The organism is Hazenella coriacea (assembly GCF_004341825.1).
In the GTDB taxonomy this organism is placed as follows: Bacteria; Bacillota; Bacilli; order Thermoactinomycetales; family Thermoactinomycetaceae; genus Hazenella; species Hazenella coriacea.
This window is the reverse complement of sequence record NZ_SMAG01000001.1, coordinates 298409-311861: the sequence shown is the minus strand read 5'-3', so window position 1 is coordinate 311861 and position 13453 is coordinate 298409. Positions and strand designations below refer to the sequence as shown.

10 protein-coding genes are annotated in these 13453 nt (G+C 40.4%); 7 read left to right on the top strand and 3 right to left on the bottom strand.

Annotation, left to right across the window (positions count from 1 at the left end; translation table 11 throughout):
• Positions 1 to 35 precede the first annotated feature (35 nt).
• The 5 genes from EDD58_RS01490 (at position 36) to EDD58_RS01470 (ending at position 7163) form a co-directional block, all read left to right on the top strand.
• Positions 36 to 1622 carry a M2 family metallopeptidase gene (locus EDD58_RS01490; protein WP_243648607.1) on the top strand — a complete coding sequence of 529 codons (1587 nt, stop codon included), beginning with the start codon at positions 36 to 38 and terminating at the stop codon, positions 1620 to 1622.
• A gap of 148 nt (positions 1623 to 1770) precedes the next feature.
• Positions 1771 to 2103 carry a metal-sensitive transcriptional regulator gene (locus EDD58_RS01485; RefSeq protein ID WP_424321641.1) on the top strand — a complete coding sequence of 111 codons (333 nt, stop codon included), beginning with the start codon at positions 1771 to 1773 and terminating at the stop codon, positions 2101 to 2103.
• Between the two features lie 169 nt (positions 2104 to 2272).
• Positions 2273 to 3508: an NAD(P)/FAD-dependent oxidoreductase gene (locus tag EDD58_RS01480; protein ID WP_131923071.1), complete on the top strand. Its 1236-nt coding sequence runs from the start codon at positions 2273 to 2275 to the stop codon at positions 3506 to 3508.
• Positions 3509 to 4431: 923 nt separating this feature from the next.
• Positions 4432 to 4644: a copper chaperone CopZ gene (gene copZ, locus EDD58_RS01475; protein WP_131923070.1), complete on the top strand. Its 213-nt coding sequence runs from the start codon at positions 4432 to 4434 to the stop codon at positions 4642 to 4644.
• A gap of 95 nt (positions 4645 to 4739) precedes the next feature.
• Entirely contained in the window at positions 4740 to 7163 is a 2424-nt protein-coding gene (locus tag EDD58_RS01470) for a heavy metal translocating P-type ATPase (protein WP_131923069.1), read from the top strand.
• 52 nt (positions 7164 to 7215) lie between these two features.
• Here EDD58_RS01470 and EDD58_RS01465 read toward each other — a convergent pair whose 3' ends face one another.
• Positions 7216 to 7431, bottom strand: a complete 216-nt coding sequence (locus EDD58_RS01465) for a hypothetical protein (protein ID WP_131923068.1) — start codon at positions 7429 to 7431, stop codon at positions 7216 to 7218.
• Between the two features lie 149 nt (positions 7432 to 7580).
• On the opposite strand from EDD58_RS01465, the gene EDD58_RS01460 reads away from it, so the two are divergent.
• Positions 7581 to 8777 (top strand): MFS transporter, encoded by a 1197-nt coding sequence (locus tag EDD58_RS01460; protein WP_131923067.1) that lies wholly within the window; start codon positions 7581 to 7583, stop codon positions 8775 to 8777.
• Positions 8778 to 9006: 229 nt separating this feature from the next.
• Here the strand turns inward: EDD58_RS01460 and EDD58_RS01455 are convergent, their stop codons facing one another.
• Both EDD58_RS01455 and EDD58_RS01450 read right to left on the bottom strand, forming a co-directional pair.
• On the bottom strand, positions 9007 to 10395 hold the full coding sequence (locus EDD58_RS01455; RefSeq protein WP_131923066.1) for an RsmB/NOP family class I SAM-dependent RNA methyltransferase: 1389 nt from the start codon (positions 10393 to 10395) through the stop codon (positions 9007 to 9009).
• Positions 10396 to 10408: 13 nt separating this feature from the next.
• Positions 10409 to 11677 carry a BaiN/RdsA family NAD(P)/FAD-dependent oxidoreductase gene (locus EDD58_RS01450; RefSeq protein WP_131923065.1) on the bottom strand — a complete coding sequence of 423 codons (1269 nt, stop codon included), beginning with the start codon at positions 11675 to 11677 and terminating at the stop codon, positions 10409 to 10411.
• Positions 11678 to 12144: 467 nt separating this feature from the next.
• On the opposite strand from EDD58_RS01450, the gene EDD58_RS01445 reads away from it, so the two are divergent.
• A complete protein-coding gene (locus tag EDD58_RS01445) occupies positions 12145 to 13422 on the top strand; it encodes a purine/pyrimidine permease (RefSeq protein ID WP_243648605.1) in 1278 nt (425 codons plus the stop codon).
• The last annotated feature ends 31 nt before the right edge of the window (positions 13423 to 13453 follow it).

Below are 13453 nucleotides of genomic sequence, written 5' to 3'. Positions count from 1 at the left end.
GATAACATAATTGATGGAAGGCGTCTTACAATCCGATGGGGGGAACGATTGTGGTAGAAAGCTTTTTACAACAAGAGAATAAAAAGTTGGATCAGCTACTAACAGCTTGGAACCATGCAGTCTGGATGGTAAATACAACGGGGGAAAAGGAATGGCAAGTAAAAGAAGCTCAAGCAGAAGCTACATATCGAGAGTATTGTGCAGATAAGGATCGCTTTTCTATGATCCAACAGTTATTGAAAGAAGTTCAACCTGGTTCACTAGAAGAACGACAATTACAAAGACTTGTTCAAGAGGCTGTCGAAAACCAGCTTCCTAAGCAATTGCTTGGTGAAATGGTCCAACTCTCGTCCAAGTTAAGCAATATTTTTAACACGTTTCGAGGCTCGGTTGATGGTAAGAAAGTGACAGAAAATGAAGTTCGCCATACCTTGATCCATAGTGATGACACGATTGAACGTAAAAAAGTATGGGAAGCAAGTAAGCAGATCGGTAATGAAGTCCAACCTGATTTACTTCGATTAGTTCGTTTGAGAAATCAAGCTGCGAAAAGTTTGGGATATGAGGATCATCATCAGATGATGTTTCAACTACAAGAGTTAGATCGGGATGAAGTTTTTCGGATATTTCAGGAGTTAAAGGAACTGACGGATGAACCTTTCCGAAAAGTAAAAGACACTATCGATCAAGAGTTATCTACTAGATTTCAGATCGATATCGAGGAGTTACGTCCTTGGCACTACATGGACCCTTTCTTTCAGGAAGCACCATCGATTGAAGGGGCTGACCTATCACCCTTTATTCAACAATATTCGGTTGAAAAGTGTACAGCTGAGACCTTTCAATCCTTGGGCATGGAGATTAAAGACTTGTTGGCAAGAAGTGATCTATATGAGCGTGAGGGTAAAAATCAACATGCTTTCTGTATCGATATGGATCGGCAGGGGGATGTGCGAGTTCTATGTAATATTCATCCCAATGAATACTGGATGGAAACGATGCTACATGAGTTTGGGCACGCTGTTTATGATAAATATATGGATTTAAATCTACCCTTTATCTTACGAACTCCTTCTCATATCTTTACGACTGAGGCCATAGCGATGTTTTTTGGTCGAATGGTTAGAAACCGAGAGTGGCTGCACAAGTTTATTGGTATGTCCAAGGAAAGTCTGGATAAGATGATGCCTAAGCTGGAGCTAATGTTACAACGGCAAATGTTAATTACAGCGCGTTGGGTGATGACATTTGTTTTCTTTGAAAAAGAGTTGTATGCCAATCCTGATCAAGACTTAAACCGTCTTTGGTGGAAACTAGTTAAAGAGATTCAATATGTACACCCTCCAGAAACGAATGATGAGCCTCACTGGGCGGCCAAAATTCATTTTACGATAGCTCCGGTTTACTATCAGAATTACTTATTAGGTGAGCTGACAGCTTCCCAGTTTGATCATTATATTCGACATCATGTTTCAGATGAGATGTTTACTAAGAAGACAGGTCAATTCTTTATGGAAAACGTATTTTTCCCAGGGGATCGGTATAATTGGCAAGAGCTAATCAACCAAGCAACTGGAGAGCCACTCAACCCTAAATACTTTGTGGAGCAATTTGTATATTAGAGTTTGCTCGTTAAAAGTTCATGGGCCGCATCCAAAATGATGATTCAAACAGGTTGTTGGCTCATGATCTACTTGATAATCTAATGATTAGGAGTTATGCTACACTTAACTATATACCCTCCCTAGGTATAAGAGAAAAGGGGGACTCTTGTTGGAACCATTTGAAAAGGATCCATCCCTAGATCAAGAAAATTGTCACCATGACTTAAAAGGACAAGTTCCCGCTGAGTTAAAAGAAAATCTAATCAAACGAATGAATCGAATTGAAGGACAAGTAAAAGGGATTAAAAATATGATTGAACGTGATGTTTATTGCGATGATATTTTAAATCAGATGTCAGCTGTTCAAGCAGCGCTTCATTCAGTGTCCAGACTGTTATTAGAAAGTCATATTAATACCTGTGTCATAGATCGTCTAAAGGAAGATGATCGGACAGTTGTCACAGAGCTTCTTAAAACGATTTCAAAGTTAACCAAGTAATATTATAAAGATACCAAGCGACTTGCAAGGTATCTTTTTGTTTTAGTTTTAAGGGTAGACTTCAAAACAAAAATGAAAAATAATTAATTAAATATAAATAATTATTAAATAAACAGACTGGTTGAATATAATAGAGTAGTAAGAACTCTATTTGATTTGAGGTGTATACATGAAGACTGATTATGATGTGATTATTGTTGGATCTCGCTGTGCAGGCTCCACCCTTGCTATTGAACTAGGAGCGGCTGGCTATGATGTACTTCTTCTTGATCAAGCTACATTTCCGAGTGATACCCTTTCAACACATGCTTTTTTTAATAATACCGTACATACATTGAAGGAGCTTGGAGTGTGGCCATACCTAGAGCAAATAGAAGCGCCTGAGGTGCGTCAGGTTCGATTTCAATTCGAAGATATCAAGATTGAGGGAGAATTACCAGTTGTACATCATGAAGAGAGAAGCTTCTGTATTCACCGCAAACATTTTGATCTAGCGATGTTTCAACGGGCGAACTCTTTTGAAACAGTAACTAGCTTGGAAGGCTTTCGAGTTAGAAAGTTATTGAAAAATGGAGAGCAAGTATTTGGTGTGGAAGGTGTAGATCGCTCTGGTAAGGAAATGAAATTTCAGGCTTCATTGGTGGTAGGGGCAGATGGGCGACTTTCTAAAATCAGACGAGAACTAGCGCTGCAACCCAAACGGGAAGTTCCTACAGATTTCGCCTTTTTTTATGGTTATCTCACTCATTTCAAGCAGGAACCACCTACTAAATTTGAAGTGTTTCGAATCTATGATCGCACCTTGGTCATTTTTCCTACTGCGGATGATCAATATGTTGTTTTTACCGCATTTCCGTTAACCAATAAAGCTTGGTTGGATGCTTTTATACAAGATCCCTCTGACGCATATTTCCGCTTTCTTCAAACGCAGTTTCAAGAAATTTCTTTTCAGCACCGGATTGAAGAGGCTAAATTGGTAGGAAAAGTAAAAGGGCTTACTGGATTTAATAATCACTGGTATTCAGGTATGGGAAAAGGTTGGGCGTTAGCTGGAGATTCCATGGTTTTTAAAGATCCTGCCCTAGCCCAAGGGATTCATGATGCCATCTTAGAAGCGCGTTCCTTAGCAGAGGTATTGAAAAAACATGAGAATTGGGATCAACATTGGGATGAGATGAAAGAAGAGTATGAAAGCCGAGTAGAGAAAAGTATCTTAGACCGCTTTGAACTAGGACTTGTCTTAACCAAAAATCAACTGATGACCTCAGAACAAAAGTTTATTCAACAGGTGATTAGTACCCATCCGGAAGCGATTAAAAAATTTCTAGGTGTTTATAACTATGCCAATAGTATAGATGAATTAAACCAAACCGTAGCTAACATTTTAAAATCGATGGAAAGCTGAGGGTTCCGTCCACCCCTTCATTTGAATGAGGGGGTGGATGGCATTTATGATTTATCCAGGTAATAAGTAGAGCAGATCTAAATGCTCAACTAAGAAAAACATAACAGCTAAAATAGGTAAAACACGTAGTCGTTGAAAACTATTTCTAGACAAAATGATAAACAGCAAAATGGCTGAAAGGGTAAATATCTTCCTGAATTATTCTGCTCTGTTGTTTGAACAATGGTAATCCTGTTTGACGATATCAAGGAATTGAAACCAACTCACATATATTAAAATAATCCTTTGAGGTCTAAATACCAGTATATCTCCAATACCAATATAGGGAAATTAAGTAGATCAATAGAAAAATTATAGAGTAAACTCTCCCGATGATTGTTAAACACCCTTTATCATTTCTAAAAATGTATAAGAAACCAGCACATGCGATCACCTTTAGAATAAATAATGGAGAAAAAGCAAGCTGTGATAATAAAAAAGAAAAACTTTGTTCCTCGATTCCTTCAGATAACATTTTCTCTCCCCCCTAATTATTAACAATCATAATTATAAAATAAAATGGAGTACTATATCTTGAGTTTTTATTATATATAATCCACTCGATGATTCTCCTCAAAGTGTTTTACCAAACACAATAATTTTCAGGGTAAATGAATATGATAAGGAAGACCCCGTTTTAGATAGAGCAAATCATTTAGTCAATAACTACTATGGATGTTTAACTTTTAAGAGTAGAAGTTATGCATGAAATAACTTTGTGATGCTATGGAGTGGAAACCTTTTGATGGGGCAAAAAATAGATAAACCTTCATTAAGGTACTAAATGTAGAAACCCTCATTCAAAATTCTTCTTGATATACAATAGGGGGGTATCGTATAATGACCTTGTAAAGGAAAGAAATTGTAATAGGGAGGATTCGATGATGAATCAGGCTACTTTAATTGTGAAAGGGATGTCCTGTGGACATTGTGTTCAAGCAGTCGAAACAAGTGTAGGGAAATTAAATGGGGTGGAGTCGGTAAAAGTTCACCTTGAAGCAGGCAAAGTGGATGTTAGCTTTGATTCCCAAACGGTTTCTTTGCAGCAAATTGAAGAGACGATTGAAGATCAAGGATACGATGTAATAAAAGCATAGAAAATAGTAATGAATCGTGCTAACTACAAAAGGAGCACGATTTCTTACGATGAATCATATACCCCTATAGGGTATATAGAGCGAGGTGAAATCTTTTGAGTGAACAAAATCATAAACAGACTTCAATCACGATTACAGGCATGACTTGTGCGGCATGTGCGAATCGGATCGAAAAAGGACTCAAGCGCACTGAAGGTGTTCAGGATGCCAATGTGAACCTAGCTGTCGAAAAAGCGAGTGTTAGTTTCGACCCCAGCAAAACGGATCTTGAAGCGTTAACCAAAAAGATCGAAGACTTGGGTTATGGAGTAGCTCAAGAGAAGGCAGAGTTTTCGATTACAGGTATGACTTGTGCGGCCTGTTCCAATCGGATTGAAAAAGGACTCAACCGATTAGAGGGGGTTTATCAAGCTCATGTCAATTTGGCTTTGGAAAGAGCTACAGTGGAATATAATCCAGCAATTCTCCAAAAATCTGACTTGATTGGGAAAGTAGAAGCATTAGGTTATGGAGCTGTTGATCAACATTCTGAGCAAGAAGAGGGAGTAGACCCAAAGAAAAAAGAATTGGATTCGCAAGTGAGAAAGTTAATTTTTTCGGCTATTTTATCTTTCCCACTCCTGTGGTCGATGGTTGCCCACTTTCAGTTTACTTCTTTCATTTGGATGCCTGATTTATTTATGAATCCGTGGTTTCAATTGGTGTTGGCAACTCCAATCCAATTTATCATTGGAAAACAGTTCTATGTTGGCGCTTATAAAGCTTTGCGAAATGGAAGTGCCAATATGGATGTGCTTGTCGCTTTAGGTACTTCAGCTGCTTATTTTTACAGTCTATATTTATCGATCCGCTCTTTGCTCAACCCTTCGATTCCGATTGAACTTTACTATGAAACCAGTGCTATTCTAATTACCTTGATCCTACTTGGAAAATGGTTAGAAGCAAGAGCTAAAGGTCATTCTTCAGATGCGATTAAAAAATTGATGGGATTACGAGCTAATACAGCCACTGTGATAAAAAACGGTACAGAACAACAGATTCCCATCGAACAAGTGGTTGTTGGAGATTGGTTAATTATTAAACCAGGTGAGAAAATTCCAGTAGATGGAGAAGTGATGGAAGGACAGTCAGCAATCGATGAATCGATGTTGACTGGGGAAAGTATTCCTGTTGAAAAAAAAGTGGGCGATGAAGTCATTGGAGCTACGATTAATAAGCATGGACGATTGAAAATCAAGGCAACAAAAGTAGGGCGTGATACGGCACTCGCACAGATTATTCGAGTGGTAGAAGAAGCACAAGGTTCCAAAGCCCCAATTCAACGAATGGCCGATCAGATCTCTGGAATTTTTGTTCCCATTGTGGTAGGAATCGCTCTTCTGACCTTTGTGATTTGGTATATATGGATTGCTCCAGCTGACTTTGCAGAAGCACTTGAAAAAATGATTGCTGTTTTGGTCATTGCCTGTCCCTGTGCATTAGGATTAGCAACACCTACTTCGATTATGGCAGGTTCCGGTCGTGCTGCAGAGATGGGGATTTTATTTAAAGGTGGAGAGCATTTGGAGTCCACTCAACAAATCGATACCGTCATCTTAGATAAAACAGGGACTGTAACCCATGGGAAGCCAGTCTTAACGGATGTGATTCCGCTTGGCGATCACGATGAAATAGATTTATTACAAATGGTGGGGACAGCAGAGAAAAACTCTGAGCATCCTTTAGCACAGGCGATTGTCAACGGAATTCAAGAAAAAGGGATTTTAATAGGAGATGCGGAGAGTTTCCAAGCTTTACCCGGTTATGGAATTGAAGCGATTGTGGAGGGGAATCAACTTCTGATCGGTACACGAAAATTGATGGCTAGCCACGGAATGATGGTGGAAGCCGTTGATCAGCAAATGAAAAAACTAGAGTCAATGGGTAAAACTGCAATGTTGATCGGAATCAATCAGCAATTGGCAGGGATCATTGCAGTGGCTGACACAATTAAAGAAAGCTCCCCCCGTGCAATCCAGCGGTTAAAAGAGCTAGGAATTCAGGTTGTGATGATTACAGGAGATAATCGACAAACTGCTGAGTCCGTGGCTAAACAGGTAGGAATCGATCAAGTAATTGCTGAAGTGTTGCCAGAAGGAAAGGCGGACGAAGTACAAAAATTGCAAGAACAGGGTCGAAAAGTAGCCATGGTTGGGGATGGAATCAATGACGCACCTGCATTGGCAACCGCAGATATTGGAATTGCGATTGGTACAGGAACCGATGTGGCTATGGAAACGGCTGATCTTACCTTGATGCGTGGAGATTTAAATAGCGTGGCTGATGCAATGATCATGAGTCAAAAAACGATGCGAAACATCAAACAAAATCTATTTTGGGCACTTGCGTATAATAGTATCGGTATTCCGATCGCAGCTTCAGGCTTGTTGGCTCCGTGGCTAGCAGGTGCTGCGATGGCGTTCAGCTCTGTCTCTGTAGTTCTCAATGCATTGCGTCTGCAAAAAGTAAATATAAAATAAGGCTGCCTCATAAAATAAAAAACCACCTCCAGTTTTTCTTGGAGATGGTTTTTTATTTAGAACGAGGGCGGAAGTTGATTTGAATAGCTGGGGTTTGTAATGAACGAGAAGTAAATGAAGAGGTGTTTGGGTTTTGCTCCTCTTCCTCTTCTTGATCAAAAAAATGTCCCATGTAAGTCCACTCAGGTGAGATCATTCCCATCGTAATCGGGGTATAAGGTAAATATTTAGGCCAATGGGAGCGTGGATTACGGTTGTCGTCACTCATCCAATCCCTCCAGTTTTTCTTTGTGTTATTTAGTATATGTAAGGGGTTGTTTGTTTCATAACCACGATAAAGCTTTACATTAGATCATTTCGTTTTTTCGTTAATCGAAATATAATAGTAGCGAAGGATAAGTAGAAAGGTATGGATGTATGACAACTAAAAAGATTTGGACGAAGGATTTTATTCTTTTATCGTTAGCTAACTTTTTTTTATTTGGTAGTTTCTTTCTTTTGTTATCTTCTCTTCCTTTATTTGCTGTTCAACAGTTACAGGCACGAGAAGAGCAAGTGGGCTTAATTATTGGAATCTTTACGATCGCGGCTATTATAGTCCGGCCCTATGCAGGGCTTTTTTTAGATCAGTGGGGTCGAAGAAAGGTAGTGGTACTTTCCCTCCTCTTCTTCGTGATCGCCACCGTGGGATATTTTTCTGCTTTTAGTTTGTTCATCTTATTGATTCTACGTCTTTTACATGGGGCTGCTTTTGGGATCTCAACGACAGCGTTAGGGACAGTTGCGGCTGACATCGTTCCTGCCGAACGTCGGGGAGAAGGACTTGGTTACTTTGGAACATTTAATATGCTTGCCATGGTAGTGGGGCCTGCGATTGGATTGTATATCATTCATCAATCATCTAGCCATTGGCTATTTTTTATTTGCTTAATATTAGCATTGATGGGTTTGGGCTTTGTGATGGTGATTCGTTACCCTCAGTCTGAACAATCTCCGACTCAGGTGAGATTCCGCTTGTCAGATTGGAAGAAAATGATTGAACCCAAAGCGATTCCTTATTCACTTCCTTTAGTAGGGCTTGGGGTTGTCTTTGGGGGAATCGTCTCTTTCATCTCCCTTTATGCGACTACATTGGGAGATCCAAACTTAGCGGGTGGCTTTTATTTTGTTTATGCGATTGCATTGATCGCTGCACGGATATTGGCGGGGAAATTATTTGACCAAAGAGGATCTGACCTAGTCGTGTATCCTGGGATTCTTGCGTATGTCCTCGGTTTATCTTGTCTAGGAGTGGCTCAGGGGCCCATTTTATTTTACTTGGCTGCTGCTTTTATCGGCTTTGGATATGGAAGTATTCAACCAAGCCTGCAAGCACTTGTCATCGAAAGTGTACCTAAACAGCGTCGGGGAGCGGCAACTGCGACCTTTTTTATCGCAATTGACCTTGGGATTGGTCTGGGTTCACTACTTCTAGGCTTTGTAGCGACTTGGATTGGCTACCCATGGATGTATATAAGTACCATTCTATTTGTGTTGCTCTCCTGCATGACTTATTGGAGAGCAAGGAGAGCTGAACTTAAGAATATCAAACATATAGATAAATTAAGTGCTTAATAAAGAGAGTTTCTAGGTCTGATGATCTAGAAACTCTTTTTTGTTTAAGATTCGACTGGAGAGAAATAACTTGAATGAATCGGGAATCATATTGCTTGATCCAATCTAGCTAGGTAGGCAGATGTTTCTCTAACGAACGACATTTGCGAACATGCTACGAGAATGAGGCAGAGAAACATCGACCCGATGGGATTTGGATCAATGTTTTAAGAAAATGATTGATATGGATCTAGGCGTATGATTTCCAACGCATCCACTTAGGATAGTGATTTTTTAATAAGCCTCCCGAAGCTTTTGCCCAGCCGAGTGGAAATTGTTCCACTGCCACTAACGTCCACCCGTTTTCTAGTTGAGTAGGGATCGCTTCGCCTTGTAGATATTGGAGTAATTGGGGGTCATTTTGAGCCAATTGTTCAGATTGAATCACTTGATCAACACGACTTGAGCAGGCGAGGGCATGAGAAGGAACAAATCTTCCTTTCTTTACTTGTCCAAGGTAACGCCCGGGTCTTTCTACACGGATTCCTTTCAGAGAAGGTAGCTCTACTGGCACTTGATAGAGATGCTCGCCGAACAAGGTTAGATTTCCTTCACTCCATTCATCTTCTCGATATGTCTCTTTTGTAAATTTCCGTAACTGCTTGACTGCATCAACAGAGACTGGAGGTAGTTTTCCTAGACGTTGTTTGCCTTGAGGGCTATCAGCTCTTTTTTCGAGACAAGCGACAAAGTGACCTTCTCCTTGCAAATAATGGGGCCATAATCGGGAAGCTTGGTTCAGATCTGATTCGGAGTTGGGAACCCAGTCGGTACGTCCAGGCTGATAATGTTTGGCTTGTGGGACGGGAATGAGTGCAAAATCAGGGTGTTGCTCTAGAAAAAGCTGAATCGTAGACTCGTTTTCGGTCGGATTAAAAGTGCAAGTGGAGTAGACAAGCCTTCCTCCAGGTCGCAACATAGGTGCGGCAGCGGCTAAAATCTCTAACTGCAAATCTGCACATTTCTCTACTGCACGTAAGCTCCACCGATCACATACGTCATGATCTTTACGAAACATTCCTTCCCCTGAACATGGGGCGTCAATTAAAATACGGTCAAAAAACCCCCGAAACCGTTTTGTTAAGTGGACCGGATTTTCATTGAGCACTACAGCATGAGTGACTCCACAACGCTCTAGATTTTCGACTAATGCTTTGATGCGAATGGGATCAATCTCATTGGCGACCAAAATTCCTTGTCCTTTCATTTTAGCTGCGATTTGCGTTGTTTTACCACCAGGAGCTGCACAGAGATCTAAAATTCGTTCACCGGGTTGTGGTTCGAGTGCCTCCGCCGGAGCCATCGCACTCGCATCCTGAATATAGTAAAGTCCTGCCGCATGGTAGACATGTTTCCCAGGGCGATCTACCTCATGTTGATAGTAGAACGCTTCGTTACACCACGGAATTGGATTTAGTTGAAAGGGGACACATTTAGTGAATTCTTCAGGAGATATTTTTAAGGTGTTGATTCGTAAGCCACGTGTGGGGCGTTGTTCATATGTTTTTATAAATACTGGATATTCGTCCCGCAATAACTCTTTCATTTGTTCAAGATAATCGTGAGGAAGAGAATTCATACATGGGCTCCTTTCATTTTGTGGATACTTGTTCTGCGGCGCTTTTACCAGCCACATACCCAGTGCAAGAGGCGGCAGTGATATTATATCCTCCTGTATATCCATGAATATCTAAAATTTCACCGCAAAAATAGAGACCTTGCATCTTTTTGGATTGCATGGTTCTAGGATCAATCTCTTTGACATGAACACCTCCACCTGTCACAAAGGCTTTTTCTAGAGGAAGGGTTCCGTTGATTGCGACTGGAAATCCTTTGATTCGTTTCACTAGTTGACGAAGTTGTTCTTTGGAGACGTGGGCATTGGTGATCTCTTCGTCCATCCCAATTTGTGAAAATAATAAGGGAATCATCCGTTCGGGTAACACTTGTTTGAGGGTATTTCGTAAAGTCTTTTTGAGGTTTTGTTTGACCCAAGGTTCCCATTTTTGTAGAAGTCCTTCTTCTGATTGATTAGGAAATAAATCAATCGCTACCGTGGTAGAAGAAACGTTAAATTTTTTGAGAGTTTTGATGACAAATTGACTACAGCGCAACGCTACTGGACCCGACAATCCGAAGTGAGTAAAAATCATATCACCACGATGTTGGATCACTTTTTTACCTTTAGGATTGTAAACAGTAAGGTGAACATCACGTAAAGATAGACCTTGAAGAGCTTTGTTTCGGATGAATGGTTCCTGTGATGTTAAAGGAACTTCCGTTGGAAAAAGTTCTGTAATGGTATGCCCTGCGGCTTCTGCCCAAGCATACCCATCGCCTGTTGAACCTGTGTAAGGAACAGATTTCCCTCCCACAGCTACAATAACAGCTGGAGCATAGAGTCGTTCACCTGTTTGTAATTCAACTCCTTGGACTTGTCCCTCTTGATATAAAACTTGTTTAACAGGTGAATCCACACGGATCTCAGTTCCGACTTGCTTGACTCTATCGATTAGGGATTGAACGACGGTTTTGGCACTATTGGAGACTGGGAACATCCGACCGTTATCTTCCTCTTTCAATAAGACACCCATGTCCTCAAAAAAGTGAACAAGATCCTGATTATTAAATATAGAAAAAACGCTATATAAAAAGCGACCATTTCCTGGAATGTGTTTAATCAGTTCATCTAATTCCTTAATGTTTGTAACATTACAGCGACCTCCACCAGAAATGGCTAATTTACGTCCAAGCTGGTGTCCCTTGTCCAAAAGAACAACACGGGCTCCATGCATACCCGCTGAAGCACTTGCCATCAATCCGGAAGGGCCTCCACCGATGACAATGACATCCTTTTTCATTTTGTAATCATCCTATCTCAATCGGAAGCTTCTAATCTCACCATTGTAGAATAAGCCACTTTTTATGAAAAAGCAAAAAAGTATCTATCTGCTTATGGAAAAATGATAAAATGAAAAACATGTATTTAAAAATAGGGTTCCGCTCAGTTACGGTATAAAATTATTTCATCTGGAAGACCGATTCCGGACTTATGGTAGGTTAAAACAAGGGTTGCTTTTTAAATAGGTCGTAGGACTAAATTTTTCTCGACTTGAGCAAAACAACTTGAATCAATTAGAAATCAGGTAGCTTGATTCAATAAACCTAGGAGGGGAGATTTTCTCTGACGAGCGACTTTTGTATATACACGACAAGAGTGAGACAGAGAAACAGCGACCCGACGGGATCTGGATTAGAATAAAGAAGTTTTATCATAGAAGGTAGGAAGATAATGAGGGAATTATCTGGAAAATGGTTTCATGACAGTATGTCGTCCGTGCAATGGTTTATTTTTTTATTAGCGAATGCACTTACTTTACCGATTGTAATTGGTCAAACGTTTCACCTCTCAGGTGATGAGATTGCTGGATTGATGCAACGAACTTTGTTCGTAGTGGGATTAGCTTCACTTTTACAAGGATGGTTAGGACATCGATTGCCCATTTCCAATGGACCTGCTGGGATCTGGCTAGGTATATTTATTATGATGGGGGAAGTGGGGAAACAACAGGGAAAAGATCTACATTCCGTTCTGCAACTTCTTGAAGGTGGCATGCTTTTAACAGGTCTAATTCTACTTGTAGTAAGTGTTTTTGGTTTGATCAATCGAATGAGTACTATTTTCACCCCTTTAGTGACAGGTTCCTACTTAATGTTACTCTCCCTTCAATTGAGCGGAGTTTTTCTTAAAGGGACGATTGGAATCAATGATCAAGGAGAATTAAGCTCAGGTATTTTTGCTATTATGGCGTTGTTCGTTTTTCTTCTCGTGCTTGCCTTGACCATTTGGGGAAAAGGATGGCTGAAAAGTTATGCAGTTTTGATCGGAATTATTTTAGGCTGGATTGGATTTTGGTTACTAGGATGGGAGTCGGGAGCATCAAATGTAGACTTTCAACCACAGCTCCCCCAAGTGTTTGCGTGGGGAATGCCACAAATCAGTGCTGATATGGTTGTTACATCTGTGCTTGTCACGATGGTACTGATTTCAAATCAGATTGGTAGTATTGTGGCAATGAACCAAGCTCTGGAAGGTTCCAAAAGTGAAAATACAGGTTCATTAAGGAGAACAGGGATTGTTGATAGTTTTGCAAATATCCTTTCATCTATTTTTTCTACTGTGGGAATGGTTCCAATCTCTTTAGCAGCAGGCTTTGTTCGGATGACTGGGCAAAAACGGATGCTCCCTTTTTTAATGGGGACTCTATTGCTAACTGGAATCTCTTTGATTCCTGCAATTACTTCTTTTTTTGCACAAATGCCTGCTCCAATCGCTAATGCAGTTTTCTTGGCTTCATTTGGACAGATGTTTGGGATCGGATTAAACAGTGTCTTACGAGAACCTCTTACTCAACGACGGTTAACGATTCTTGGATTGACCTTGACTTTGGGAGTGGGGATGATGTTTGTTCCCCCATCAGTATTTATTCCATTTCCGGCCGTTTTGCAATCAGTTTTAGGAAATGGTTTGTTAGTGGGGATGTTAATCGCTTTACTGTTTGAGCAACTATGGAAGGAAAAAGAGAGCGAGCATAAGGCGCTATAGGATATGGTTTTCATCGAGGGTTAATCCCCGT